Source organism: Streptomyces sp. NPDC053426, from assembly GCF_055585405.1.
In genome coordinates this window covers 103,281-128,554 of record NZ_JBVJKE010000015.1, presented here as the reverse complement: position 1 = coordinate 128,554, position 25,274 = coordinate 103,281, and the positions used below count along the sequence as shown (strand labels likewise).

The 25,274-nt window shown below is 70.5% G+C and carries 22 protein-coding genes; 13 read left to right on the top strand and 9 right to left on the bottom strand.

Features of this window, described 5'->3' with window-relative positions; all coding sequences use genetic code 11:
* Positions 1-146: 146 nt before the first annotated feature.
* The 4 genes from ACZ62B_RS28185 to ACZ62B_RS28170 are packed head-to-tail and all read left to right on the top strand — an operon-like array spanning position 147 to position 5,333.
* Positions 147-1,769, top strand: coding sequence for a glycoside hydrolase family 13 protein (locus ACZ62B_RS28185; protein WP_344564091.1), 1,623 nt, complete (start codon positions 147-149; stop codon positions 1,767-1,769).
* 29 nt (positions 1,770-1,798) lie between these two features.
* A complete protein-coding gene (locus ACZ62B_RS28180; RefSeq protein ID WP_344564089.1) occupies positions 1,799-3,127 on the top strand; it encodes an ABC transporter substrate-binding protein in 1,329 nt (442 codons plus the stop codon).
* 5 nt (positions 3,128-3,132) lie between these two features.
* Positions 3,133-4,497: an ABC transporter permease gene (locus ACZ62B_RS28175; RefSeq protein ID WP_469692547.1), complete on the top strand. Its 1,365-nt coding sequence runs from the start codon at positions 3,133-3,135 to the stop codon at positions 4,495-4,497.
* Positions 4,494-5,333 carry a carbohydrate ABC transporter permease gene (locus ACZ62B_RS28170; RefSeq protein WP_344564085.1) on the top strand — a complete coding sequence of 280 codons (840 nt, stop codon included), beginning with the start codon at positions 4,494-4,496 and terminating at the stop codon, positions 5,331-5,333. The genes ACZ62B_RS28175 and ACZ62B_RS28170 overlap by 4 nt, the downstream gene beginning before the upstream one ends.
* Before the next feature lie 102 nt (positions 5,334-5,435).
* Here ACZ62B_RS28170 and pgl read toward each other — a convergent pair whose 3' ends face one another.
* The 5 genes from pgl to tkt are packed head-to-tail and all read right to left on the bottom strand — an operon-like array spanning position 5,436 to position 12,044.
* Positions 5,436-6,221, bottom strand: a complete 786-nt coding sequence (gene pgl, locus ACZ62B_RS28165) for a 6-phosphogluconolactonase (protein WP_344564083.1) — start codon at positions 6,219-6,221, stop codon at positions 5,436-5,438.
* Positions 6,218-7,276, bottom strand: a complete 1,059-nt coding sequence (gene opcA / locus ACZ62B_RS28160) for a glucose-6-phosphate dehydrogenase assembly protein OpcA (protein WP_469692544.1) — start codon at positions 7,274-7,276, stop codon at positions 6,218-6,220. Before opcA ends, pgl begins: the two co-directional genes overlap by 4 nt.
* The gene (gene zwf, locus ACZ62B_RS28155) at positions 7,273-8,796 is read right to left on the bottom strand and encodes a glucose-6-phosphate dehydrogenase (protein WP_344564078.1); all 1,524 of its coding nucleotides are present in this window, start codon (positions 8,794-8,796) and stop codon (positions 7,273-7,275) included. Before zwf ends, opcA begins: the two co-directional genes overlap by 4 nt.
* A gap of 4 nt (positions 8,797-8,800) precedes the next feature.
* Positions 8,801-9,919, bottom strand: coding sequence for a transaldolase (gene tal / locus ACZ62B_RS28150; protein WP_344564074.1), 1,119 nt, complete (start codon positions 9,917-9,919; stop codon positions 8,801-8,803).
* A 37-nt stretch (positions 9,920-9,956) separates the two neighbouring features.
* Positions 9,957-12,044: a transketolase gene (tkt, locus tag ACZ62B_RS28145; protein ID WP_344564072.1), complete on the bottom strand. Its 2,088-nt coding sequence runs from the start codon at positions 12,042-12,044 to the stop codon at positions 9,957-9,959.
* Between the two features lie 344 nt (positions 12,045-12,388).
* Between tkt and ACZ62B_RS28140 the strand changes: the two genes are divergently transcribed.
* The 3 genes from ACZ62B_RS28140 (at position 12,389) to ACZ62B_RS28130 (ending at position 15,019) form a co-directional block, all read left to right on the top strand.
* Complete coding sequence (locus ACZ62B_RS28140; protein ID WP_451833325.1) at positions 12,389-13,342, top strand: heme o synthase; 954 nt, start codon at positions 12,389-12,391, stop codon at positions 13,340-13,342.
* Positions 13,343-13,435: 93 nt separating this feature from the next.
* Entirely contained in the window at positions 13,436-13,756 is a 321-nt protein-coding gene (locus tag ACZ62B_RS28135; RefSeq protein WP_344564068.1) for a hypothetical protein, read from the top strand.
* 156 nt (positions 13,757-13,912) lie between these two features.
* A complete protein-coding gene (locus ACZ62B_RS28130; protein WP_469692541.1) occupies positions 13,913-15,019 on the top strand; it encodes an amidohydrolase family protein in 1,107 nt (368 codons plus the stop codon).
* Between the two features lie 598 nt (positions 15,020-15,617).
* Here the strand turns inward: ACZ62B_RS28130 and ACZ62B_RS28125 are convergent.
* From ACZ62B_RS28125 to ACZ62B_RS28110, 4 genes are all read right to left on the bottom strand, one after another.
* Complete coding sequence (locus ACZ62B_RS28125; RefSeq protein ID WP_469692539.1) at positions 15,618-16,652, bottom strand: COX15/CtaA family protein; 1,035 nt, start codon at positions 16,650-16,652, stop codon at positions 15,618-15,620.
* 209 nt (positions 16,653-16,861) lie between these two features.
* Positions 16,862-17,632, bottom strand: a complete 771-nt coding sequence (locus tag ACZ62B_RS28120) for an ABC transporter permease (RefSeq protein WP_469692537.1) — start codon at positions 17,630-17,632, stop codon at positions 16,862-16,864.
* Positions 17,629-18,552 carry an ABC transporter ATP-binding protein gene (locus ACZ62B_RS28115; RefSeq protein WP_469692535.1) on the bottom strand — a complete coding sequence of 308 codons (924 nt, stop codon included), beginning with the start codon at positions 18,550-18,552 and terminating at the stop codon, positions 17,629-17,631. The genes ACZ62B_RS28120 and ACZ62B_RS28115 overlap by 4 nt, the downstream gene beginning before the upstream one ends.
* A 31-nt stretch (positions 18,553-18,583) precedes the next feature.
* Positions 18,584-19,396: an AAC(3) family N-acetyltransferase gene (locus ACZ62B_RS28110; RefSeq protein WP_469692533.1), complete on the bottom strand. Its 813-nt coding sequence runs from the start codon at positions 19,394-19,396 to the stop codon at positions 18,584-18,586.
* Positions 19,397-19,557: 161 nt separating this feature from the next.
* Here ACZ62B_RS28110 and ACZ62B_RS28105 point away from each other — a divergent pair, with 161 nt between their 5' ends.
* The 6 genes from ACZ62B_RS28105 to ACZ62B_RS28080 are packed head-to-tail and all read left to right on the top strand — an operon-like array spanning position 19,558 to position 25,271.
* The gene (locus ACZ62B_RS28105; RefSeq protein ID WP_469692531.1) at positions 19,558-20,271 is read left to right on the top strand and encodes a helix-turn-helix transcriptional regulator; all 714 of its coding nucleotides are present in this window, start codon (positions 19,558-19,560) and stop codon (positions 20,269-20,271) included.
* Entirely contained in the window at positions 20,268-21,689 is a 1,422-nt protein-coding gene (sufB, locus tag ACZ62B_RS28100; protein ID WP_073937092.1) for a Fe-S cluster assembly protein SufB, read from the top strand. Before ACZ62B_RS28105 ends, sufB begins: the two co-directional genes overlap by 4 nt.
* Before the next feature lie 58 nt (positions 21,690-21,747).
* A complete protein-coding gene (gene sufD, locus ACZ62B_RS28095) occupies positions 21,748-22,932 on the top strand; it encodes a Fe-S cluster assembly protein SufD (RefSeq protein WP_469692529.1) in 1,185 nt (394 codons plus the stop codon).
* Positions 22,929-23,246: a non-heme iron oxygenase ferredoxin subunit gene (locus tag ACZ62B_RS28090; protein WP_073937090.1), complete on the top strand. Its 318-nt coding sequence runs from the start codon at positions 22,929-22,931 to the stop codon at positions 23,244-23,246. Before sufD ends, ACZ62B_RS28090 begins: the two co-directional genes overlap by 4 nt.
* A 7-nt stretch (positions 23,247-23,253) precedes the next feature.
* Entirely contained in the window at positions 23,254-24,018 is a 765-nt protein-coding gene (gene sufC, locus ACZ62B_RS28085) for a Fe-S cluster assembly ATPase SufC (RefSeq protein WP_344564052.1), read from the top strand.
* Positions 24,015-25,271 carry a cysteine desulfurase gene (locus tag ACZ62B_RS28080; protein WP_073937088.1) on the top strand — a complete coding sequence of 419 codons (1,257 nt, stop codon included), beginning with the start codon at positions 24,015-24,017 and terminating at the stop codon, positions 25,269-25,271. Before sufC ends, ACZ62B_RS28080 begins: the two co-directional genes overlap by 4 nt.
* The last annotated feature ends 3 nt before the right edge of the window (positions 25,272-25,274 follow it).

Sequence of the window (25,274 nt, the reverse complement as noted above, 5' to 3'; positions counted from 1 at the left end):
GTCTCAAATGCGCCCGTTATGCCCGCTTAAGTACCTGTCTGTGCCACCCAACTCCACGGTAGCTTGCGTACGTTCATTGACACCCATGCGACGCCGCTACCTAACATGCATGCATAACGAGCACTCCTCACAGACAGGTCAACGGGGTGAACAGGCACCACTGGTGGCGTGACGCGGTGATCTACCAGGTCTACGTCCGCAGCTTTCTGGACAGCACCGGCGACGGCATCGGCGATCTCGCCGGCGTCAGGGCCGGGCTGCCGTATCTGAAGAAGCTCGGCGTGGACGGGATCTGGCTGAGCCCCTTCTACCCCTCGCCGCAGCACGACCACGGCTACGACGTGGCCGACCACACCGACGTCGACCCGGTCTTCGGCGACCTCGCCGAGTTCGACCTGCTGGTCGACGCCGCCCGGCGGCTCGGCGTCAAGGTGCTGCTGGACGTCGTCCCCAACCACTGCTCCAGCGAGCACCCCTGGTTCCGCGCCGCCCTCGCCGCGGCCCCGGGCAGCCCCGAGCGCGCCCGCTTCCACTTCGCCGACGGCCGGGGCCCCGACGGCGCCGAGCCGCCCAACAACTGGCACGCCATGTTCGGCGGCCCCGCCTGGACCCGGATCACCGAGCCCGACGGCCGCCCCGGCCAGTGGTACCTGCACATGTTCACGCCCGAACAGCCCGACTGGAACTGGCGCGAGCCCGAGGTCGCCGCCGAGTTCGACCGCATACTCCGCTTCTGGCTGGACCGGGGCGCCGACGGCTTCCGCATCGACGTCGCCGCCGGCCTCTTCAAGCACCCGGAGCTGCCCGACTCCCCGGACCCGGAGGCCGACGCCCGCACCCGTGACTCGGTCAACCCGCTCGCCTGGAACCGGCCCGAGGTGCACGAGGTGTGGCGGCACTGGCGCGCGGTGTGCGAGGAGTACACCGCCCGCGACGGCCGCGAACGCCTCCTGGTCGGCGAGGTCTCCGTCCCCACCGCCCGCGAACACGCCCGCTACGTCCGCCCGGACGAACTCCACCAGGCCTTCTTCTTCGACCTCCTCGGCGCCCCCTGGGACGCCGACGCCTTCCGCAAGGTCGTCTCCGAGGCCATGCAGGACATCGCCGGCACCGGCTCCACCGTCACCTGGGTCCTCAACAACCACGACCAGGTCCGCACCGTCACCCGCTACGGCGAACCCACCCCGGAAGGCAGCGGACTCGGCCCGGCCCGCGCCCGCGCCGCCGCGCTGCTGATGCTGGCGCTGCCCGGCGCCGCCTACATCTACCAGGGCGAGGAACTGGGCCTGCCCGAGGTCGTCGACCTGCCCGACGACGTGCTCACCGACCCGATCTTCCGCCGCACCGGCAGCCGCGCCCGGATCCGCGACGGCTGCCGGGTGCCGCTGCCCTGGTCCGGACAGGCCTCACCGTTCGGCTTCACCTCCGGCGCCGAGGGCGTACGGCCCTGGCTGCCGCAGCCCGAGTGGTTCGCCGAGCACGCCACCGACCGGGCGCTCGCCGACACCCGCTCCTCCTGGCACCTGTACCGCGACGGACTCCAACTGCGCTCCGCGCTCACCCAGTTGGGCGAGGGAACGCTCCGCTGGCTGGACACCCAGCCCGGCGTCCTCGCCTTCACCCGCGGCGACGACCTGGTCTGTGCCGTCAATTTCGGCACCGCCCCCGTACCCGCCCCGGTCGCCGGCCCCCCGCTGCTCGCCAGCGGTCCCTGCCCACCCGGGACGCTCCCCGGCTCCACCGCCGCCTGGTGGATCGACGGCTCCTGAAACCCCGTACCCACGAAGGGACATCGACGATGATGCGACGACGTACCACCCTGCTCACCGGATGCACCGCCCTCGTCCTCGCGCTCGGCGCGACCGCCTGCGGCAGCGGAGAGCCCGTCACGGCCGGCGGCGGCGACAAGTCGCTCGACGGACAGACCGTCACCGTGGCCGGCGTCTGGTCCGGCAGCGAGCAGAAGAACTTCCAGAAGGTGCTCGACGCCTTCACCGAGAAGACCGGCGCCGAGACGGCCTTCGTCTCCACCGGCGACAACGTCTCCACCGTCGTCGGCAGCAAGATCGAGGGCGGAAACGCCCCCGACGTCGTCATGGTCCCGCAGGTCGGCGTGCTCAAGCAGTTCGCCGAGCAGGGCTGGCTCAAGCCGCTCGACGAGAAGGTGAAGTCCACCGTCGACGGCAACTTCGCCGAGGTGTGGCAGGACTACGGCAGCGTCGACGGCACCCTGTACGGCCTCTACTTCAAGGCCGCCCACAAGTCGACCGTCTGGTACAGCCCCGAGGCACTCGAACAGGCCGGCGTCACCCCGCCGAAGACGTACGACGCCATGCTGGAGAACGGACGGACCGTCTCCGACTCCGGCCTCGCCGCCTTCTCGGTGGCCGGCCAGGACGGCTGGACCCTCACCGACTGGTTCGAGAACGTCTACCTCTCCCAGGCGGGACCCGAGAAGTACGACGCCCTCGCCGCGCACGAGATCAAGTGGACCGACCCGACCGTCGTCGAGGCGCTCACCACCCTCGGCGAGCTCTTCAAGGACGAGCAGCTCGTCGCGGGCGGCCGGAAGCAGGCCCTGGGCACCGACTTCCCCGGCTCCGTGGAGAAGGTCTTCGGGCCCAAGGCGGAGGCCGCCATGGTCTACGAGGGCGACTTCGTCGCCGGTGTCGCCAAGGACCAGTTCGGCAGGACCATCGGCACCGACGCGAACTTCTTCCCCTTCCCGCCGGTCGGCGACGGCAAGGCGCCCGTGGTCAGCGGCGGCGACGCGGCCGTCGTCCTCAAGGACGGCAAGAACAGCGAGGCCGGCATGGCACTCCTGGAGTACCTCGCCACCCCGGAGGCCGCCGCCGTATGGGCCGAGGCGGGCGGCTTCCTCTCCCCGAACAAGAAGCTCGACCTCTCCTCCTACGGCGACGACGTCACCCGCGCCACCGCCAAGTCCCTGATCGAAGCGGGCGACTCGGTCCGCTTCGACATGTCCGACCAGGCCCCCGCGGCCTTCGGCGGCACCAAGGGCACCGGCGAGTGGAAGATCCTCCAGGACTTCCTGCGCGACCCGGCCGACCCGGCGAAGACCGCCGCCGAGCTCGAGGACGCCGCGGCCAAGGCCTACGGGAACTGACGGCCATGACCGCCACACTGGTGAAAGAGGCGAGCCCCCCGGCGCCGGCGCGCCCCGACGGCGCACGCGGCAGGCGCCTGCGCCGGCGGGGGCGCGTCATCGCCCTGCTGTTCGTGTTCCCCGCGCTGCTCCTGCTGGGCGCGCTGGTCGTGTACCCGGTGCTGTTCTCCGTCGGCCGCAGCCTCTTCGACGCCTCCGGCAGCGAGTTCGTCGGCGGCGAGAACTACGCCGAGATGTTCCGCGACCCGACCACCCTCAAGGCCATCCGGAACACCGCGATCTGGGTCGTCGTGGCGCCGACGCTGCTGACCGGGCTCGGACTGATCCTGGCCGTCCTGGTGGAGAAGGTCCGCTGGGCCACCGCCTTCAAGCTGCTGCTGTTCATGCCGATGGCCGTCTCCTTCCTCGCCGCCGGCATCATCTTCCGGCTCGCCTACGACGACGACCCGGACAAGGGGGTGCTCAACGCGGCCGTCGTCTCCGTGCACGACGCCTTCAAGGGCACGTCGTCGTACCCGACCGCCCGTGCGCGGGACGGTGAGGGGCTGACCGAGCGGGCGGACGGGTCGTACGTCACCGGGGCGGAGGTGTCGCCCGGGGGGACGGCGGCGGTGCTGGGGCTGGTCGGGGTGGCTCCCAAGGATCTGCCGGGGGGTGCCGAGCCCGCCGCCGCGGCAGGGGAGAAGGCCGGTCCCGACGAGGTGCGCGGTGTGGTGTACCTCGACTTCACGCCCGGTGGGGGAGGGGAGCCGGGGATGGTCGACCGGGAGGAGAGCGGACTGCCCGGGGTCACGGTCGAAGCGGTGCGCGGCGGGGAGACGGTCGCCCGTACGACCACCGCGGCCGACGGGTCGTTCCGGTTCGCGGGGCTCGGCGACGGCTCGTACGCCCTGAAGCTGCCTTCGTCGAACTTCGCCGCGCCCTACGACGGCATCTCCTGGCTCGGCCCGGCGCTCGTCACCCCGGCGATCATCGGGGCCTACCTGTGGATCTGGACCGGATTCGCGATGGTGCTGATCGGGGCGGGGCTGTCCACCCTGCCGCGGGACGCGCTGGAGGCGGCGCGGATGGACGGGGCCAACGAGTGGCAGATCTTCCGGCGGATCACCGTTCCGTTGCTCGCGCCCGTTCTCACCGTGGTGTTCGTGACGCTGGTGATCAACGTGATGAAGGTCTTCGACCTCGTCTACATCATCGCGCCCGGTCCCGTGCAGGAGGACGCGACCGTGCTCGCGACGCAGATGTGGCTGGTGTCGTTCGGCGGCGGCAACAACCAGGGGCTGGGCAGTGCGCTGGGTGTGCTGCTGCTGCTCCTGGTCATTCCGGCCATGGTGTTCAACGTCCGTCGTTTTCGGAGGAGTCAGCGGTGAGCGCGGTGCGGCGTGTCCTGGGTAACGCGGTGGTGCAGGCGTTCCTGGTGGTGATCGGGCTGGTGTGGATGACTCCGCTGGCCGGGTTGTTCCTGTCCTCGCTGCGGTCGGCCGAGGAGACGGCGGAGGGGGGCTGGTGGACCGCGTTCACCAGCCCGGGGGAGCTGTCCTTCGAGAACTACTCGGCGCTGCTGGGGAATTCGGGGATCACGCAGGCGTTCTGGAACACCGTGCTGATCTCGGTGCCGACGACGGTGCTGGTCGTGGTGGTCGCCGCGCTGGCCGGATATGCCTTCGCGTGGCTGGACTTCCCCGGGCGGGAACCGGTTTTCCTCGTCGTGGTCGCGCTGCTGGTGGTGCCCGTGCAGATCGGGCTGCTGCCGGTCGCCAAGCTCTTCGGGCAGCTCGGGTTGTTCGGGACGATTCCCGGCGTTGTGCTGTTCCATGTGGCGTACGGACTGCCGTTCGCGGTGTTCCTGTTGCGGAACTACTTCGCGGAGATGCCGAAGGAGATGCTGGAGGCCGCCCGGATGGACGGGGGGAGCGAGTGGCGGATCTTCACCCGGCTGGTGCTGCCGGTGGGGCGGCCGGCGATCGCCAGCCTTGCGATCTTCCAGTTCCTCTGGGTGTGGAACGACATGCTGGTCGCGCTGCTCTTCGCGGACAGTTCCTCGCAGCCGTTGACCGTGCAGCTCCAGTCGCAGATCCGGCAGTTCGGCAGCAACATCGATGTGCTGGCGCCGGGGGCTTTTCTGTCGCTGGTGGTGCCGGTCGCCGTGTTCTTCGCGTTTCAGCGGCACTTCGTGCAGGGGGTCATGGCGGGGTCCGTGAAGTAGGGGGTGGGGCGGGAGGGGTTTTCGCCCCCGCCGCCCCTTCCCGTCCCGTCTTCGGGGGCGCTGCCCCCGGAACCCCCGCTCCTCAAACGCCGGAGGGCTGATTCAAGCCGACGCCGCTGGATACAGCTCTCTCGGCAGCTGTGAAGCCGCCGCCCTGTCCAGGAGCCACAGGGTGCGGGCGCGGCCGTACGCTCCCGCCGCCGGGGACTGGATCTCCCCCGCGCCCGAGAGGGCTATCTCCGCTGCCTCCGCCTTGTCCTCGCCGGCCGCCAGGAGCCAGACCTCCCGGGCCGCCCGGATCGCGGGGAGGGTCAGGGTGACCCTCGTCGGTGGGGGTTTCGGGGCGCCGTGGACGCCCACCACCGTGCGTTCCGTCTCGCGGACCGCCGGGAGTTCCGGGAAGAGGGACGCCACGTGCGTGTCCGGGCCGACGCCCAGCATCAGGACGTCGAAGGTCGGGACCGGGCCGTGGTTGGTCGGGTCCGCCGCCGCGGCCAGTTCCTCGGCGTAGGCCGCGGCCGCCGCGTCCACGTCCGTGCCGTGCGGGCCGTCCGACGCGGGCATGGCGTGCACGCGCTTCGGGTCCAGCGGCACCGCGTCCAGCAGTGCCTCACGGGCCTGGGTGACATTGCGGTCCGGGTCGCCCTCCGGGAGGAAGCGTTCGTCGCCCCACCACAGGTCCAGCCGGGTCCAGTCGATCGCGTCCCGTGCCGGGGCCGCCGCCAGCGCGGCCAGCAGGCCGTTGCCGTTGCGGCCGCCGGTCAGGACCACGGACGCCGAACCCCGCGAGGCCTGGGCGTCCACGATCTTCGTGATCAGCCGGGCCGCCGCGGCCTGCGCCATCAGCTCCTTGTCCCGGTGCACGACAAGCTGCGGTGCCGTACTCACTTCGCCGCCGCCTTCTTCACCGGGGCCTGCGCCGTCGCCTGGGCCGCGGGAGCTTTCGCAGCCGACTCGACGGGAGTGGGGACCGCTTCCCGTTCTCCTTTGGCCGGTGCGCCGGCCCTCTCCGACTCCGACGACTTCAGGCGCTCCACGCCGTAGCGCAGGGCCGAGGCGTAGGTGTCGTCCGGGTCGAGCCGGCGCAGCTCCTCCGCGATCAGCTCCGCCGTGTCGCGGCGCTTGAGCGCCACCGCACGCTTCGGCTGACCCTGGATGGACAGCGTCGCCAGCGAACCGTCGGCGCGGTCCAGCACGATCGGGCCGCAGTCGGTGTCCATGCGGACCGCCGTGAGCCCCGGGCCGCCGGAGCGGGAGCGCTTGACGGGGACGTCCAGCCGGTCCGCGAGCCACATCGCCAGCAGCTCGCAGCTCGGGTTGAACTCCTCGCCCTCCACCTCGACGCCCTGCACCTCGCAGGCGACCTGGTCCAGCGCCGCGGCCAGCATCGAACGCCAGGGCGTGATGCGGGTCCACGACAGGTCCGTGTCGCCGGGGGTGTAGGCGTCGGCGCGGGCGGCGAGCTCCTCCACCGGCTTCTCGCAGGCGTAGGTGTCGGTCACCCTGCGCTGGGCCAGCGCGCCCAGCGGGTCCTTCGCCGGGTCCAGCGGGGCGTTGACCGGCCACCACACCACCACCGGGGCGTCCGGCAGCAGCAGCGGCAGCACCACCGACTGGGCGTGGTCGACGACCTCGCCGTACAGGCGCAGGACGACGGTCTCGCCGGTGCCGGCGTCCGCGCCCACCCGGACCTCGGCGTCGAGGCGGGACTGGGTGCGGTCACGGGGGGAGCGGGAGACGCGCTTGATGACGACCAGCGTGCGCGAGGGGTGCTCGCGCGAGGCGTCGCCGGCCGCCTTCAGCGCGTCGTAGGCGTTCTCCTCGTCCGTGACGATGACCAGCGTGAGCACCATGCCGACGGCCGGAGTGCCGATGGCCCGGCGGGCCTTCACCAGCGCCTTGTTGATCTTGCTGGCCGTGGTGTCCGTGAGGTCTGTCTTCATGGCCGGCGCCAGCTCCGTCCGTCTCGCTCGAGCATTTCGTCCGCTTCGACGGGTCCCCACGTTCCGGCCGGGTACTGGGCCGGCCTGCCGTTCTTGTCCCAGTACTCCTCGATCGGGTCGAGGATCTTCCAGGACAGCTCGACCTCCTCCGTGCGCGGGAAGAGGTTGGAGTCGCCGAGCAGGACGTCCAGGATGAGCCGCTCGTACGCCTCCGGGCTGGACTCGGTGAACGACTCGCCGTAGGCGAAGTCCATCGACACGTCCCGGATCTCCATCGACGTGCCCGGCACCTTGGAGCCGAACCGGACCGTGACGCCCTCGTCCGGCTGGACGCGGATGACGATCGCGTTGGAGCCCAGCTCCTCGGTGGCCGTCGTGTCGAAGGGGGAGTGCGGCGCCCGCTGGAAGACCACCGCGATCTCGGTGACCCGGCGGCCGAGCCGCTTGCCGGTGCGCAGGTAGAAGGGGACGCCCGCCCAGCGGCGGTTGTCGATGCCCAGCCGGATCGCGGCGTAGGTGTCGGTCTTCGAGGAGGCGTCGATGCCGTCCTCCTCCAGATACCCGACCGCCTTCGCGCCGCCCTGCCAGCCGGCCGAGTACTGCCCGCGCACGGTGTCCCGGCCCAGGTCCTTCGGCAGCCGCACGGCACCGAGGACCTTGGTCTTCTCCGCCGCCAGCGCGTCCGCGTCGAAGGAGGCCGGCTCCTCCATCGCGGTCAGCGCGAGCAGCTGCAGGAGGTGGTTCTGGATGACGTCACGGGCGGCGCCGATACCGTCGTAGTAACCGGCCCGGCCGCCGATGCCGATGTCCTCGGCCATGGTGATCTGCACGTGGTCGACGAACGACCGGTTCCATATCGGCTCGAACATCGTGTTGGCGAAGCGCAGCGCCAGGATGTTCTGGACCGTCTCCTTGCCCAGGTAGTGGTCGATGCGGAAGACCTGGTCCGGGGCGAAGACCTCGTGGACGATCGCGTTCAGTTCCTCGGCCGACCTCAGGTCGTGCCCGAACGGCTTCTCGATCACCGCGCGGCGCCAGGAACCGTCCGTCTGGTCGGCCAGCCCGTGCTTCTTGAGCTGCTGGATGACCACCGGGAAGGAACGCGGCGGCACCGACAGGTAGAAGGCGAAGTTGCCGCCCGTGCCCTGCGCCTTGTCCAGCTCCTCGATCGTGTCGCGCAGCCGCTCGAACGACTCGTCGTCGTCGAAGGTGCCCTGCACGAAGCGCATGCCCTGGATGAGCTGCTGCCAGACCTCCTCGCGGAAGGGGGTGCGGGCGTGCTCCTTGACCGCGTCGTGGACCTCCTGGGCGAAGTCCTCGTTCGCCCACTCCCGGCGGGCGAACCCCACCAGCGAGAAGCCCGGGGGCAGCAGCCCCCGGTTGGCGAGGTCGTACACGGCCGGCATCAGCTTCTTGCGGGACAGGTCGCCCGTCACGCCGAAGATGACCAGGCCCGACGGCCCCGCGATGCGCGGGAGCCGTCGGTCGGCGGGGTCACGCAGCGGATTGCTGCTCGACAAGGTCTCAGCCCTCCGAAGGGGCGAGGCGCTGGAGCTCCGCCTCGGTCGACTTCAGCAGGTCGTTCCAGGAGCCCTCGAACTTGTCGACGCCCTCGTCCTCCAGAAGCTGCACCACCTCGTCGTACGAGATGCCGAGCGCCTCGACCGCGTCCAGGTCGGCGCGGGCCTGCTCGTAGGTGCCGGCGACGGCGTTGCCCCGGATCTCGCCCTTCTCCTCGGTGGCGTACAGCGTCGCCTCCGGCATGGTGTTCACCGTGTTCGGCGCCACCAGCTCGTCGACGTACATCGTGGCCTTGTACGCCTTGTCCTTCACCCCGGTCGACGCCCACAGCGGACGCTGCTTGTTGGCGCCCTCGCGCTCCAGCGCGCTCCAGCGGTCCGTGGAGAAGACCTCCTCGTACGCCTGGTAGGCCAGACGCGCGTTGGCGATGGCGGCCTTGCCGCGCAGCGCCTTGGCCTCGTCGGTGCCGAGCGCGTCGATCCGCTTGTCGATCTCGGTGTCCACGCGGGACACGAAGAAGGACGCCACGGAGTGGATCTTCGACAGGTCCAGGCCGCGCTCCTTGGCCTTCTCCAGGCCGGTCTGGAACGCGTCCATGACCTTGCGGTAGCGCTCCAGGGAGAAGATCAGCGTGACGTTGACGCTGATGCCCAGACCGATGGTCTCGGCGATCGCCGGGATGCCGGCCTCGGTCGCCGGGATCTTGATCAGCGTGTTCGGCCGGTCCACCAGCCACGCGAGCTGCTTGGCCTCGGCGACCGTCGCGCGGGTGTCGTGCGCCAGCCGCGGGTCGACCTCGATCGAGACCCGGCCGTCCCGGCCGTCGGTGGCGTCGAAGACCGGGCGCAGGATGTCGGCGGCGTCCCGGACGTCCGCCGTGGTGATCATGCGGATGGCCTCTTCGACCGTGACCTTGCGGGCGGCGAGGTCGGTGAGCTGCGTGTCGTAGCCGTCGCCCTCGGAGATCGCCTTCTGGAAGATCGTCGGGTTGGTGGTGACGCCCACGACGTGCTGCTGGTCCATCAGCTCGGCGAGGTTGCCGGATGTGATCCGCTTGCGCGACAGGTCGTCCAGCCAGATCGCGACGCCTTCGTCGGAAAGGCGCTTCAGTGCGTCCGTCATGGAAATTCCATCTCCTACTACGTGTCGTATATGGGCGTCAGCGCTGGGCCGCGGCGATCGATTCCCGCGCCTTGGCGGCCACGTTCTCGGCGGTGAAGCCGAACTCCTCGAACAGCACCTTGCCGTCGGCGGAGGCACCGAAGTGCTCCAGGGAGACGATCCGGCCGGCGTCCCCGACGTACTTGTGCCACGTGAGGCCGATACCCGCCTCGACGGCCACGCGCGCCTTGACGGCCGGCGGCAGGACGCTGTCCCGGTACCCCTGGTCCTGCTCCTCGAACCACTCCACGGACGGCATGGACACCACGCGCGTGGGCACACCGTCGGCCTGGAGCCGCTCGCGCGCCTCGACGGCGACGTGCACCTCGGAGCCGGTCGCGATGAGGACGACCTGGGCGTCGCCGCCCTCCGCCTCGAACAGCACGTAGCCGCCCTTGGCCGCGTCCTCGTTCGGCTCGTACGTCGGCACGCCCTGACGGGTCAGCGCCAGACCGTGCGGGGTGCCCTTGCCGAACTCCTTCGTCCAGCGGGTGAGGATCTCCCGCCAGGCGATCGCGGTCTCGTTGGCGTCCGCCGGGCGGACCACGTTCAGACCCGGGATGGCGCGCAGCGAGGCCAGGTGCTCGACCGGCTGGTGCGTCGGGCCGTCCTCGCCCAGACCGATGGAGTCGTGCGTCCACACGTACGTCACCGGCAGGTGCATCAGCGCCGACAGGCGCACCGCGTTGCGCATGTAGTCGGAGAACACCAGGAAGGTGCCGCCGTAGATACGCGTGTTGCCGTGCAGCGCGATGCCGTTCATCTCCGCGGCCATGGCGTGCTCACGGATGCCGAAGTGGATCGTGCGGCCGTACGGGTCCGCCTCGGGCAGCGGGTTGCCGACCGGGAGGAACGACGACGTCTTGTCGATCGTGGTGTTGTTGGAGCCCGCCAGGTCGGCCGAGCCGCCCCACAGCTCCGGGACCACCGCGCCGAGCGCCTGCAGCACCTTGCCGGACGCGGCACGGGTGGCCACGCCCTTGCCCGGCTCGAACACCGGGATGGTGTCCTGCCAGCCCTTGGGCAGCTCACCGGCGGCGATCCGGTCGTACTCGGCGGCGCGCTCGGGGTTGTTGTCCCGCCACTGCTGGAAGGACTTCTCCCACACCGCGCGGGCCGCCTGGCCCCGCTCCAGCGCCTTGCGGGTGTGACCGATGACCTCGTCGGTCACCTCGAACGTCTGCTCGGGGTCGAAGCCCAGCACACGCTTGGTGGCCGCGACCTCGTCGTCGCCCAGCGCCGAGCCGTGCGCGGCCTCGGTGTTCTGCGCGTTCGGCGCGGGCCAGGCGATGATCGACCGCATGGCGATGAAGGACGGCTTGTCCGTGACCTTCTTCGCCTCCTGGACCGCGTCGTAGATCGCGTTCGGGTCCAGGTCGCCGTCCGGCTTCGGGGCCACGCGCTGCACGTGCCAGCCGTACGCCTCGTACCGCTTGACGACGTCCTCGGAGACGGCCGTCTCGGTGTCGCCCTCGATGGAGATGTGGTTGTCGTCCCACAGCAGCACCAGGTTGCCCAGCTTCTGGTGCCCGGCCAGCGAGGACGCCTCGGCGGAGATGCCCTCCTGGAGGCAGCCGTCACCGGCGATGCAGTAGACGAAGTGGTCGAACGGCGACTCGCCCTCGGCGGCCTCCGGGTCGAACAGGCCGCGCTCGTAGCGGGCGGCCATCGCCATGCCCACCGCGTTGGCGACACCCTGGCCCAGCGGGCCGGTCGTGGTCTCCACGCCCGTGGTGTGCCCGTACTCCGGGTGGCCCGGGGTCTTCGAACCCCAGGTGCGGAAGGCCTTCAGGTCGTCCAGCTCCAGGCCGAAACCGGCCAGGTAGAGCTGGGTGTAGAGGGTCAGGGACGAATGGCCGGCGGACAGCACGAAACGGTCGCGCCCGACCCAGTCGGCGTCCGCCGGGTCGTGCCGCATCACCTTCTGGAAGAGGGTGTAGGCGGCGGGCGCCAAACTCATCGCCGTACCCGGATGGCCGTTACCGACCTTCTGTACGGCATCGGCGGCCAGGACGCGGGCGGTGTCGACGGCCCGCTGATCCAACTCGGTCCACTCGAGGTCTGTGGTGGTCGGCTTGTTGCTCACCCTGAGTCAGGGCTCCTCTCCACATGGATTCGGACGGCCGGTGACTGCCCACCGGCGTGGTCGAGCCTACCCCCGTAGGACGTGCCTTTTTCCGAGTCATTCCAGAGTGCGGGCACTCTGCTGGATCCGCCTCCTGACCGGTTCGTTTTCCCATTCGGCAGATGAATACGGAGCCGCTCATCCGGGTGCTCAATCGAGCTTCGGGGTGCACCTCGGAGGACGCCGGCCAACACGAACGGACCCCCGCGAATGTCCGGGTCTGGGCAACGTCTACAGTGGCGTGGTACGCGCGAGCCTTTACCGCCACTTCACCTGGGGAGGCTTGCTGGGATGTCTCTGTAGGGGTGTGCGTGACGGCCGTTGAATCCCGTCCAGCGGGGGTACTGGGGGCGAGTCAGAGCCCTGCTCATCGGCCGTTCGGGGCCCGTGTGATGGCATTCGTGGCTCTCACCAAGCCGCGGATCATCGAACTGCTGCTCATCACCACCGTCCCGGTGATGTTCCTGGCGCAGCAGGGCGTGCCCGACCTGAAGCTGGTGCTGCTGACCTGCGTCGGCGGCTACCTGTCCGCGGGCGGCGCGAACGCGCTCAACATGTACATCGACCGCGACATCGACGCGCTGATGGACCGCACCTCGCAGCGTCCGCTGGTGACCGGCATGGTCAGCCCGCGCGAGTGCCTGGCCTTCGGCATCACCCTCGCGGTCGTCTCGACCCTGATGTTCGGGCTCGCCGTCAACTGGCTGTCCGCGTGGCTCTCCCTCGGCGCGCTCCTCTTCTACGTCGTCGTCTACACGATGATCCTCAAGCGGCGCACGTCGCAGAACATCGTGTGGGGCGGCATCGCCGGCTGCATGCCGGTGCTGATCGGCTGGTCCGCGGTCACCAACTCGCTGTCGTGGGCACCGGTCATCCTCTTCCTCGTCATCTTCTTCTGGACGCCGCCGCACTACTGGCCGCTGTCCATGAAGGTGAAGGACGACTACGCGCGCGTCGGCGTGCCGATGCTGCCGGTCATCGCCTCCAACAAGGTGGTCGCCAAGCAGATCGTGCTCTACAGCTGGGTCATGGTCGCGGTGTCGCTGCTGCTCACCCCGCTCGGCTACACCGGCTGGTTCTACACGGCGGTCGCCCTCGCGGCGGGCGGCTGGTGGCTGTGGGAGGCGCACGCGCTGCTGAACCGCGCGAAGGCCGAGGTGACGGGCGCCAAGCTGAAGGAGATGCGGCTGTTCCACTGGTCCATCACCTATGTGTCGCTGCTCTTCGTGGCCATCGCGGTGGACCCGTTCCTGCGGTGACCGCTCCTTGTCCGCCGACCGGGCGGGGTACGTGGTCAAGGCCACGGACCCCGCCCGTCGCCGTTCGATCTACCCGTCGGTAGCATCCTGGTCATGGCAGACACGCAGCAGGTGGACCCGAAGGCCGAGCAGAAGGCGACCCGGCTCGCCAAGCAGATCAGCGGCTTCGCCACGGCACACGGCGGCGCCGAGGGACAGATCGCGTACCTCGGACAGCGCGGCGCCCGCATCGTCCTCGTCGGCGAGGACGGCGACTGGGGCGACGTCTTCGCCCCGTCCATGGAGATCGCCGAGAAGGCCGTCGAGAAGGCGGGCATCACGAGGCACGAGAACTTCGACGGCGAGTTCGCGGCGAAGGTGAAGACAGGGCCGTACGAGTGGAACAGGATGGCCGGAATCCAGGTAGGGGGCTGAGCAGCAGCATCCCAGGGGCGCGGGGAACTGCGCGACCAGCCCCCACCGGCGCGCACCCGTCGAACGACCGGCAGATCGCAGCCGCTGCCGCGCCACCTCACCGGGGTTCACCCGTTAGGACCTGTGACGCACACGGTCCACGACGGGGAGCCCCGGATGATCGAAACGCCCTCACTCGTGGACCAGTACTGCCACGGAGTGCTCCGCACAGAGCTGGGCCTGGGCACCTTCGAGGCCCAGCTCGCCCCCACCGAGGGCCCGCCCGCCCCCGGCACCACCCTCTTCGACACCCAGACCGGCTTCGCCGTACGCCGCTGGTGTCCACCCCTGCTCGGCCTGGAACCGCACTGCCCGCCCGCCCGCTACCTCGCCCGGCGCCGTGAACTCGGCGTGATCGAGGCCGGGCGGCGGCTGCTGCGGGGCAGCGGGATCACCGCCTACCTCGTCGACACCGGACTGCCCGGCGACCTCACAGGACCCGCCGAGCTGGGCACGGCCGGGGACGCCGAGGCGCACGAGATCGTCCGCCTGGAACAGCTCGCCGAACAGGTCGCCGACACCTCCGGCACCGTCGAGTCCTTCCTCGCCAACCTCGCCGAGTCGGTGCACGCGGCCGCCGCGCACGCCGTCGCCTTCACCTCCGTCGCCGGCGTGCGCCACGGCCTGGCGCTCGCCCCCGAGCCGCCCGGACCGGGGGAGGTGCGCGGCGCGGCGGGGCGCTGGCTGGCCGCCCGCCGGGCCGGGGACGAACTGAGCGACCCCGTGCTGCTACGGCATCTGCTGTGGATCGCCGTCGCCTCGGGCCGGCCCCTCCAGCTCCACGCCGGTCTCGCCGCACCGGGCGCCCGCGTCGACCGCACCGACCCGGTCCTGCTGACCGACTTCGTCCGGGCCACCGCCGGTCTCGGCACCGACCTGGTGCTGCTGCACGGCTACCCGTACCACCGCCACGCCGCCCACCTCGCCGGTGTCTTCCCGCACGTCTACGCAGACTGCGGCGCCGCCCTGGTCCGCACCGGCGCCCGCGCGGCGACCGTCCTCGCGGAGATCCTGGAACTCGCCCCCTTCGGCAAGATCCTCTTCTCCAGCGGCGCCCGCGGCCTGCCCGAGCTGCACGTGGTCGGCGCGCATCTGTTCCGCGAGGCCCTCGGTCGGGTGCTCGGCACCTGGGTCGCCGAGGGCGCGTGGTCGCTGGACGACGCGCAGCGGGTAGCCGGTCTGATCGCCTCGGGGAACGCGGGCAGGGTGTACAGCCTCGGTTGAGGGCCGGGCCGCTCATCCTTCGGGCGTCGGGCCGCCTGGTTCGCCCCCGCCGCCCCTTCCCGTTCCCGTCCCCCGGGGGCGCTGCCCCCGGACCCCCGCTCCTCAAACGCCGGAGGGGCTAAGTCTCAGCCTCTCCGGCGTTTGAGGAGCGGGGTCTGGGGCGGAGCCCCAGGTCGGGACGGGAAGGGGCGGCGGGGGCGAACCTCGTACACCCGCCCCCCGACCTGCACGTTCGTCCCCGCTCCGCACGGTGCCGTCTCACCTGAGCGCACCAGCGGCTATGCAAACGCTCTGTCACCCTCGCCCCCCCGGAGGGAGCTGCACACCGTCGGCCGGGTTCTGTGCGGGGCGCCGTCCGTGGACGCGTTGCCGCCGGAGATGGACCGGGCCGCCAACTGGACGCGGGACGTGTGGGCCGACCTGGACCTGCTGACCTTCGCCCGCGCCACCGTGACCCTGCGCGAGGGCCGGGGTGACCACAAGGCCGACGGCTCGTTGAGCAGGGGGCGTGCGCCGCCTGCGGGGGTGGTCCGTACTGGACGTACCCGATCCCGCCTTGCGCGAGCTCGTTCCCCGCCCCGTGCGGCGCACGCCACCGTCAGCCGGCAGCAGGCTCAAGTCGTCCGGTCGAGCCGGTAGCCAGGGGAGACATCTCTCCGGAAGGGCGCTCGCGCAGCGACAGCAGCACCCGGACCACCCAGATCCACATCACGCACGAGCCGAACATATGAAGGCCGACCAGCACTTCGGGAAGATCGGTGAAGTACTGGATGTAACCCAGCGCCCCCTGTCCGAGCAGGATCAGGAACAGCTCGCGGGTGCGGGCCAGCGGGCCGGCGGGGGCGTCGACCGCCTTCAGGACGAACCACAGGGCGAACGTCAGCGTCACCACGATCCACGCCAGTACGGCGTGCAGCTTGCTGACCGTCTCCCAGTCGAGCGGCATCCGCGGGACATCGCTGGAGTCGCCCGCGTGCGGGCCCGCGCCGGTGACCACCGTGCCGACCGCGATCAGCAGCGCGGAGGCGGCCACCATGGACCACACCAGCTGCTGCACGGCCTTGCCGACCAGCGGCCGGGGCTCCGCGTCGCCCTCCCGGGTGCGCTGCCACATCACCGTGGCGACCGCGATCAGCGCGGTGGAGAGCAGGAAGTGCGCCGCGACCGTGTACGGGTTCAGGCCGACGAGGACCACGATGCCACCGAGGATCGCGTTGCCCATGACGACCCAGAACTGCGCCCACCCCAGCCGGGTCAGGCCGCGCCGGTACGGCTTCTCCGAGCGGGCGGCGATGATCGCCCAGCCGACGGCGGCGCACAGCACGTACGTCAGCAGGCGGTTGCCGAACTCGATGACGCCGTGCAGACCCATCTCGCTGGTCGTGGTGAGCGAGTCGTCGGTGCACTTGGGCCAGGTCGGGCAGCCCAGGCCGGAGCCGGTCAGCCGCACGGCACCGCCGGTGACCACGATGACGACCGCCATGACGAGCGCGGTGAGGGCCGCCCGCCGGACGGTCCGGGGATCCGGGGTCCAGCGTGCGGCGATGAAGGCGAGCGGGTTGCGCAGGGCCGCCTGGGCGTCGGCGCGGGTCACGTTTGGCACGCGTCCCATCGTAGGACGCCGCTTGTGCATGGTTTCACGAGGGTCCGTCCTGGCCGGGGGAGGCTGCGCAGCCCGGCGTTTGCGGGGTGCCTCCCCATCACTCTCGGCTCCGCTCGCGCGGGAGGGATCCCCATGAGCGGGAGGTACCCCCACCGCCCACCCGTGCCGCCCTGGGGGGGGACCTCCCAGGTCCTTGAGGCACTGGGGTAGGCGCGACTGCCGCGGGCACGCGGATACGGCTACTCCCAGCGGAAGAATCTCCCGGCCGCTGCGAGACCTGCGACCGCCCACACAGTGAGGATGCCGAGGTCGGTCCACGGCATTCCGGCTCCGTGCTGGAGTACGTCCCGCAGGCCCTCCGAGAGCGCGGAGATCGGCAGCAGGCCCAGGACGTCCTGGGCCGGGGCCGGGAACCTGTCCAGTGGTACGACCACCCCGCCGCCGACGAGCAGCAGCAGGAACACCAGGTTGGCGGCGGCGAGCGTCGCCTCGGCCTTCAGGGTGCCCGCCATCAGCAGGCCGAGCCCGGAGAAGGCGGCGGTGCCGAGGACCAGCAGCAGGAACACCGCGAGGGGGCTGCCCTGCGGGGACCAGCCGAGCGCGAGCGCGATCACCGTGACGAGGATCACCTGGAGGACCTCGGTGACCAGCACCGACAGCGTCTTCGCGGTCATCAGGCCCCAGCGCGGCAGCGGGGAGGAGGCCAGCCGTTTCAGGACGCCGTACCGGCGCTCGAAGCCGGTCGCGATGGCCTGCCCGGTGAACGCCGTCGACATCACCGCGAGCGCGAGGATGCCAGGGGCGAGGAAATCCACCGCCTCGCCCTCACCGGTGTCCACCACGTCCACGGTGCTGAAGAGCACCAGCAGCAGGGTGGGGATGATCACCGTCAGCAGCAGCTGCTCGCCGTTGCGCAGCAGCATCTTCGTCTCGAGCGCGGCCTGCGCGGCGATCATGCGGGCCAGGGGTGCCGCGCCCGGCTTCGGTGAGTAGGTGCCGGTGGCCGTCACGAGCGCAGCTCCTTGCCGGTGAGCTCCAGAAAGACATCTTCGAGGGTGTGCCGTTCCACCGAGATCCGGTCCGGCATCACCCCGTGCTGCGCGCACCAGGACGTCACCGTGGCGAGCAGTTGCGGGTCGACCTTGCCGACGACCCGGTACGAGCCCGGGGCCACCTCGGCGCCCGAGGAGCCGGGAGGGAGGGCCTTCAGCAGGGACGCCATGTCCAGGCCCGGCCGTCCGGAGAAGCGGAGCGTGTTCTCGGCGCCGCCCCTGCACAGCTCCTCGGGGGAGCCCTGGGCGATGACCCGGCCGGCGTCGATGACCGCCACGTCGTCGGCGAGCTGCTCGGCCTCGTCCATGTGGTGGGTGGTGAGGATGACGGAGACGCCGTCCGCGCGCAGATCCCGGACCAGGTCCCAGGTGGCGCGGCGGGCCTGCGGGTCTAGGCCGGCGGTCGGCTCGTCCAGGAACACCAGCTCCGGGCGCCCCACCACGGCCATGGCGAGGGCGAGCCGCTGCTGCTGGCCGCCGGAGAGCCGCCGGTACGACGTACGGCCGCAGGAGCCGAGCCCGAGGCGCTCGATCAGCGCGTCCACGTCCAGCGGATGCGCGTGCAGCTTCGCCACGTGCCGGAGCATCTCGTCCGCCCGCGCACTCGAGTAGACGCCGCCGGACTGGAGCATCACCCCGACGCGGGGCCGCAGCGCCGCGGACTGCTTCACCGGGTCGAGGCCCAGGACGCGTATCGTGCCGGAATCCGGCCGCCGGTACCCCTCGCAGGTCTCGACCGTGGTCGTCTTGCCCGCCCCGTTGGGGCCGAGCACGGCGGTCACGCCCTGCCGGGCCACCAGGTCGAGGCCGTCCACCGCGGTCTTCGTGCCGTACCGCTTCACCAGGGCCTGCACCTGGACCACGGGCTCACTTCGCATGGGTCACGAGTCTAGGGAGGCGGCCGGGGGCTCAGACCGCCGGGTGCCGGCACTCCTCCTCGCGGGGGCGGTGCGTCGCCAGCCAGCGCTCGGCGTAGGCCACCGCGTCCGCCAGGGGGAACAGCCGCGCCTCGGCCGCCCCGGCCCGGCCGCGTACGACGGGACGGTCCCGTTCGAAGTCGTGTCCCAGCTCGTCGAAGCGCTCGGAGGTGATCGACACCTCGGTCACCGTCTCCCAGCCGTGCGGGCCGGGGCGGCCCACCGTCACGCGCGGGGACGGGACGCGGTACTCGGCGAGGTGGAAGCCGGTGCAGGTGTCGTACCCGGTGCCGAGCAGCAGCACCCGCGCGCCGAGCCGCTCCAGCGCGGCCAGCGGGCTGCGCTCGCCGAGCCGGCAGTCGGGCGCGTGCCCCGCGACGATCTCCGCCGCGCGGGCGCCCACCGCCGCGAACGACGTCTGGGGGTGCGCGCTGCGCGCCGCGCCCGGCCAGGTCCGTACGGTCTCCGGGATCACGCCGACCCCGCGCGAGGGCGTGGTCAGCGGGTCGTAGGCGGGCATGGTCGCCCGGATGGTCTCCCACCACTCCTCGGGCACCGGCGGTGCCTGCCACAGCGCGGGGTCGGAGAGGTCCGCGGACTGGGTGGGCACCACCAGCGTGCCGTCCGGGCCCAGCGCGTCCAGCAGCGCCCGGACGACCGTGACCGGACCGCCGTTGACCCAGCCGAGGGAGCTGAGCGAGGTGTGCGCGAGGAGGGTCTCGCCGGGCCGCACGCCCAGCTCGCGAAGCTGCGCGGTGAGGGTGTCGCGGGTGACAAGAGGGCCGGTCGGAGGGGGTGTGGGCATGGTCCCGGAGTCTCCCGGAAGGTGCTGCGGGACGCCACCGATTTGATCGATCAAAGATCGTTTCCGCAGGTCACATTAGGTATACCTAAGTGATGCAGCGCACCTTCGGACCGTCCGGGCGCGGCTTGCCCGGCTCAGATGAATTACGCAACAATGGCGTTGTGAAAAACGTCGGCGAGGCTTCCCACGAGGAACTGGCAACCGGTGAGCGGTCCACCCGCAACCGCGTCGCCCGCTCCGTCCTGGACCACGGCCCGTCGACCGTCGCCGAGCTCGCCGAGCGGCTCGGCCTCACCCAGGCGGCCGTACGCCGGCACCTGGACGCGCTGGCCGCGGACAACGTCGTGGAAGCCCGCGAGCGGCGCGTCTACGGCGCGCGCACGCGCGGGCGCCCGGCCAAGGTCTTCGCCCTCACCGACTGCGGGCGGGACGCCTTCGACCAGTCGTACGACAAACTGGCCCTGGACGCCCTGCGGTGGATCGGTGAGCGGGAGGGCGGCGGCGAGGCGATCGCCGCGTTCGCCCGTGCCCGGATCGCCGCCCAGGCGGACACCTACCGCAAGGCGGTCGAGGCCGCGGCTCCCGAGGAGCGGACGGAAGCGCTGGCCAAGGCCCTGAGCGTGGACGGGTACGCTGCGACTGCGCGCAGCGCGCCGGTCGGTGAGCAGCTCTGCCAGCACCACTGCCCGGTCGCCCACGCCGCCGAGAAGTTTCCGCAGCTCTGCGAGGCCGAGACGGAATTTTTCGCCGAGATTCTCGGTACGCATGTGCAGCGACTGGCCACCATCGCGCACGGCGACGGCGTCTGCACGACGTTCATCCCCAAGATTTCCCACCACGCATCTGAAAGCACGTCCGGGAGGAACCCCGCATGACTCTCCCCACGGAGACTGCCCACCCCGAGCTGGAGGGTCTGGGCAACTACGAATACGGCTGGGCCGACCGTGACGAGGCTGGTGCGTCGGCGCGCCGCGGCCTGAACGAGGACGTCGTCCGGGACATCTCCGCGAAGAAGGACGAGCCGGAGTGGATGACCAAGCTCCGCCTCAAGGGCCTGCGCCTGTTCGAGAAGAAGCCCATGCCGAACTGGGGCTCCGACCTCTCCGGCATCGACTTCGACAACATCAAGTACTTCGTGCGCTCCACGGAGAAGCAGGCGGAGTCCTGGGAGGACCTGCCCGAGGACATCAAGAACACCTACGACAAGCTGGGCATCCCGGAGGCCGAGAAGAAGCGCCTCGTCGCCGGTGTCGCCGCCCAGTACGAGTCGGAGGTCGTCTACCACCAGATCCGTGAGGACCTGGAGGAGCAGGGCGTCATCTTCCTCGACACCGACACCGCGCTGAAGGAGCACCCGGAGCTCTTCAAGGAGTACTTCGGCACGGTCATCCCGGTCGGCGACAACAAGTTCGCGTCGCTGAACTCCGCCGTGTGGTCGGGCGGCTCCTTCATCTACGTCCCGCCGGGCGTGCACGTCGAGATCCCGCTCCAGGCCTACTTCCGGATCAACACCGAGAACATGGGCCAGTTCGAGCGGACCCTGATCATCGTCGACGAGGGTGCCTACGTGCACTACGTCGAGGGCTGCACCGCCCCGATCTACAAGTCGGACTCGCTGCACAGCGCCGTCGTCGAGATCATCGTCAAGAAGAACGCCCGCTGCCGCTACACGACCATCCAGAACTGGTCGAACAACGTCTACAACCTGGTCACCAAGCGCGCCGTGGCCTACGAGGGCGCGACCATGGAGTGGGTCGACGGCAACATCGGCTCCAAGGTGACGATGAAGTACCCGGCCGTCTACCTCATGGGCGAGCACGCCAAGGGTGAGACGCTGTCCATCGCCTTCGCCGGCGAGGGCCAGCACCAGGACGCGGGCGCCAAGATGGTCCACATGGCCCCGAACACCTCGTCCAACATCGTCTCCAAGTCGGTGGCCCGCGGCGGTGGCCGTACGTCGTACCGCGGTCTGATCGAGATCGGCGAGGGCGCCCCGGGCTCCAAGTCCAACGTGCTCTGCGACGCGCTGCTCGTCGACACCATCTCCCGCTCGGACACCTACCCCTACGTGGACGTCCGCGAGGACGACGTGTCCATGGGCCACGAGGCGACCGTCTCCAAGGTCTCCGAGGACCAGCTCTTCTACCTGATGAGCCGCGGTCTGAGCGAGTTCGAGGCGATGGCGATGATCGTGCGCGGCTTCGTCGAGCCGATCGCCAAGGAACTGCCCATGGAGTACGCGCTCGAGCTCAACCGGCTGATCGAGCTGCAGATGGAAGGCGCGGTCGGCTAAGCACCAGCGCCGTTCCGTCAAGCCCCTTACGCAAAGGAAAGCGAGCACTACGACAGCCATGGCTGAGGCTCAGAACATCCCCGTGGGTTCCACCACCGCGGGCTCGATCGCGGTCGCCGCGGAGTCGACCGTCGCGACCCGCATGAGCGCGCCCCCGTCCTTCGACGTGGCGGACTTCCCCGTCCCCCACGGCCGCGAGGAGGAGTGGCGGTTCACCCCGCTGGAGCGGCTGCGCGGTCTGCACGACGGCACCGCCACCGCCACCGACGGGGGCCTCAAGGTCACCGTCGAGGCGCCCGAGGGCGTCGTCGTCGAGACCGTCGGCCGCGACGACGCGCGGCTCGGCCGCGCCGGCACCCCGGTGGACCGCGTCGCCGCCCAGGCGTACTCCGCCTTCGAGCGGGCCTCGGTCGTGACCGTGCCCAAGGAGACCGTCCTCACCGAGCCGATCCGCATCGCGGTGCACGGCGAGGGCGGCACCGCCTACGCCCACCAGGTGGTCGAGCTCGGCGCCTTCGCCGAGGCCCTCGTGGTCATCGACCACACCGGTGACGCGGTGCTCGCCGCCAACGTCGAGTACGTGCTCGGCGACGGCGCCAAGCTCACCGTCGTCTCCGTCCAGGACTGGGACGACAAGGCGGTGCACGCCGCCCAGCACGACGCCCTCCTCGGCCGCGACGCCTCCTTCAAGTCGGTGGTCGTCACCTTCGGCGGCGACCTCGTACGCCTCCACCCGCGCGTGACCTACGCCGGCCCCGGCGGCGAGGCCGAGCTGTACGGCCTGTACTTCACCGACGCCGGCCAGCACCAGGAGCACCGCCTCCTGGTCGACCACAACGTCCCGCACTGCAAGTCCAACGTCGCCTACAAGGGCGCGCTCCAGGGCGACGACGCGCACGCCGTGTGGATCGGTGACGTGCTCATCGAGGCCAAGGCCGAGGGCACCGACACCTACGAGATGAACCGCAACCTGGTCCTCACCGACGGCGCCCGCGTCGACTCCGTGCCCAACCTGGAGATCGAGACCGGCGAGATCGTCGGAGCGGGGCACGCGAGTGCCACCGGCCGCTTCGACGACGAGCAGCTCTTCTACCTGATGGCCCGCGGCATCCCCGAGCAGGACGCCCGCCGTCTGGTGGTCCGCGGCTTCTTCGCCGAACTCGTCCAGCAGATCGGCGTCCCGGACATCGAGGAGCGCCTGATCGCCAAGATCGAGGAGGAGCTGGAGGCGGCGGTCGCATGACGTACCGACGCGCCTGCGGGCTGAGCGAGCTGGAGGAGGACACCCCGAAGCGGGTGGAACTCGACGGCACGCCGGTCTCCATCGTGCGGACCGAGGGGGAGGTGTTCGCCATCCACGACATCTGCTCGCACGCGAACGTCTCCCTCGCGGAGGGCGAGGTGGACGACTGCCACATCGAGTGCTGGCTGCACGGCTCGCGTTTCGACCTCCGTTCCGGCAAGCCCGACGCCCTCCCGGCGACGCGCCCCGTCCCCGTATACCCCGTAAAGATCGAAGGGGACGACGTGCTCGTCTCCCTCACCCAGGAGTCCTGAGGCACCCATGGCAACGCTTGAAATCCGAGACCTGCACGTCACCGTCGAGGCCGACAACGCCACGAAGGAGATCCTCAAGGGCGTCGACCTCACCGTGAAGCAGGGCGAGACGCACGCCATCATGGGCCCCAACGGCTCCGGCAAGTCGACCCTCGCCTACGCGCTCGCCGGTCACCCCAAGTACACGATCTCCGGCGGCACCGTCACCCTCGACGGTGAGGACGTCCTGGAGATGTCCGTCGACGAGCGCGCCCGCGCCGGCGTGTTCCTCGCCATGCAGTACCCGGTCGAGGTCCCCGGCGTCTCGGTCTCCAACTTCCTGCGCACCTCCGCCACCGCCGTCCGCGGCGAGGCCCCCAAGCTGCGCACCTGGGTGAAGGAGGTCAAGGAGGCCATGGAGCGCCTCAACATGGACCCCGCCTTCGCCGAGCGCAACGTCAACGAGGGCTTCTCCGGCGGTGAGAAGAAGCGCCACGAGATCCTCCAGCTCGAGCTGCTCAAGCCGAGGATCGCGATCCTCGACGAGACCGACTCCGGCCTGGACGTCGACGCCCTGCGCATCGTCTCCGAGGGCGTCAACCGCGTCCGCGAGTCCGGCGAGGTCGGCACCCTGCTGATCACGCACTACACGCGCATCCTGCGCTACATCAAGCCCGACCACGTCCACGTGTTCGCCGGCGGCCGCATCGTCGAGTCCGGCGGTCCCGAGCTCGCCGACAAGCTGGAGAACGAGGGCTACGAGGCATACACGAAGGGTGGCGCATCCGAGTGACACAGCTGCCGGGCCTCCTCGACACCGAGGCGATCCGCAAGGACTTCCCCGTCCTGGACCGGCAGGTCCACGACGGCCGGAAGCTCGTGTACCTGGACAACGCGGCGACCAGCCAGAAGCCGCGCCAGGTGCTGGACGCCCTGAGCGAGTACTACGAGCGCTACAACGCCAACGTCCACCGCGGTGTGCATGTGCTCGCCGAGGAGGCCACGGCGCTGTACGAGGGCGCGCGCGACAAGGTCGCGGAGTTCGTCAACGCGCCCTCGCGCGACGAGGTGATCTTCACCAAGAACGCCTCCGAGTCGCTCAACCTCGTGGCCAACATGCTCGGCTGGGCCGACGAGCCCTACCGGGTCGACCACGAGACCGAGATCGTCATCACGGAGATGGAGCACCACTCCAACATCGTGCCGTGGCAGCTCCTCGCGCAGCGCACCGGCGCGAAGCTGAAGTGGTTCGGGCTGACCGACGACGGCCGGCTCGACCTCTCCAACATCGACGAGGTCATCACCGAGAAGACGAAGATCGTCTCCTTCGTGCTGGTCTCCAACATCCTGGGCACGGTCAACCCGGTCGAGGCGATCGTGCGCCGCGCCCAGGAGGTCGGCGCGCTCGTCTGCATCGACGCCTCCCAGGCCGCGCCGCACATGCCGCTGGACGTCCAGGCCCTCCAGGCCGACTTCGTGGCCTTCACCGGCCACAAGATGTGCGGCCCGACCGGCATAGGCGTGCTCTGGGGCCGCCAGGAACTGCTGGAGGACCTGCCTCCGTTCCTCGGCGGCGGCGAGATGATCGAGACCGTCTCGATGAGCTCGTCGACCTACGCGCCGGCCCCGCACAAGTTCGAGGCGGGCACCCCGCCGATCGCCCAGGCGGTCGGTCTCGGCGCGGCGATCGACTACCTGTCGGCCATCGGCATGGACAAGATCCTCGCCCATGAGCACGCCATCACCGAGTACGCGGTCAAGCGCCTGGCCGAGGTCCCGGACCTGCGCATCATCGGCCCCACGACGGCCGAGGACCGGGGCGCGGCGATCTCGTTCACGCTCGGCGACATCCACCCGCACGACGTGGGTCAGGTCCTCGACGAACAGGGCATCGCGGTACGCGTGGGTCACCACTGCGCCCGCCCTGTCTGCCTGCGGTACGGAATTCCTGCGACCACGCGGGCGTCGTTCTATCTGTACTCCACGCCGGCCGAGATCGACGCACTGGTCGACGGCCTGGAGCACGTACGGAACTTCTTCGGATGAGGA

Excerpts from the sequence above, each read along its gene's own strand:
- ACZ62B_RS28180 (WP_344564089.1), top strand. The coding sequence starts at position 1,799 with ATGATGCGACGACGTACCACCCTGCTCACCGGATGCACCGCCCTCGTC.
- ACZ62B_RS28090 (WP_073937090.1), top strand. The coding sequence starts at position 22,929 with ATGACGTACCGACGCGCCTGCGGGCTGAGCGAGCTGGAGGAGGACACC.
- opcA (WP_469692544.1), bottom strand. The coding sequence starts at position 7,276 with ATGAAGACAGACCTCACGGACACCACGGCCAGCAAGATCAACAAGGCG.
- ACZ62B_RS28125 (WP_469692539.1), bottom strand. The coding sequence starts at position 16,652 with ATGCACAAGCGGCGTCCTACGATGGGACGCGTGCCAAACGTGACCCGC.
- ACZ62B_RS28135 (WP_344564068.1), top strand. The coding sequence starts at position 13,436 with ATGGCAGACACGCAGCAGGTGGACCCGAAGGCCGAGCAGAAGGCGACC.
- sufC (WP_344564052.1), top strand. The coding sequence starts at position 23,254 with ATGGCAACGCTTGAAATCCGAGACCTGCACGTCACCGTCGAGGCCGAC.
- sufD (WP_469692529.1), top strand. The coding sequence starts at position 21,748 with ATGGCTGAGGCTCAGAACATCCCCGTGGGTTCCACCACCGCGGGCTCG.
- tal (WP_344564074.1), bottom strand. The coding sequence starts at position 9,919 with ATGACGGACGCACTGAAGCGCCTTTCCGACGAAGGCGTCGCGATCTGG.
- ACZ62B_RS28130 (WP_469692541.1), top strand. The coding sequence starts at position 13,913 with ATGATCGAAACGCCCTCACTCGTGGACCAGTACTGCCACGGAGTGCTC.
- ACZ62B_RS28110 (WP_469692533.1), bottom strand. The coding sequence starts at position 19,396 with ATGCCCACACCCCCTCCGACCGGCCCTCTTGTCACCCGCGACACCCTC.
- ACZ62B_RS28115 (WP_469692535.1), bottom strand. The coding sequence starts at position 18,552 with ATGCGAAGTGAGCCCGTGGTCCAGGTGCAGGCCCTGGTGAAGCGGTAC.
- sufB (WP_073937092.1), top strand. The coding sequence starts at position 20,268 with ATGACTCTCCCCACGGAGACTGCCCACCCCGAGCTGGAGGGTCTGGGC.
- ACZ62B_RS28175 (WP_469692547.1), top strand. The coding sequence starts at position 3,133 with ATGACCGCCACACTGGTGAAAGAGGCGAGCCCCCCGGCGCCGGCGCGC.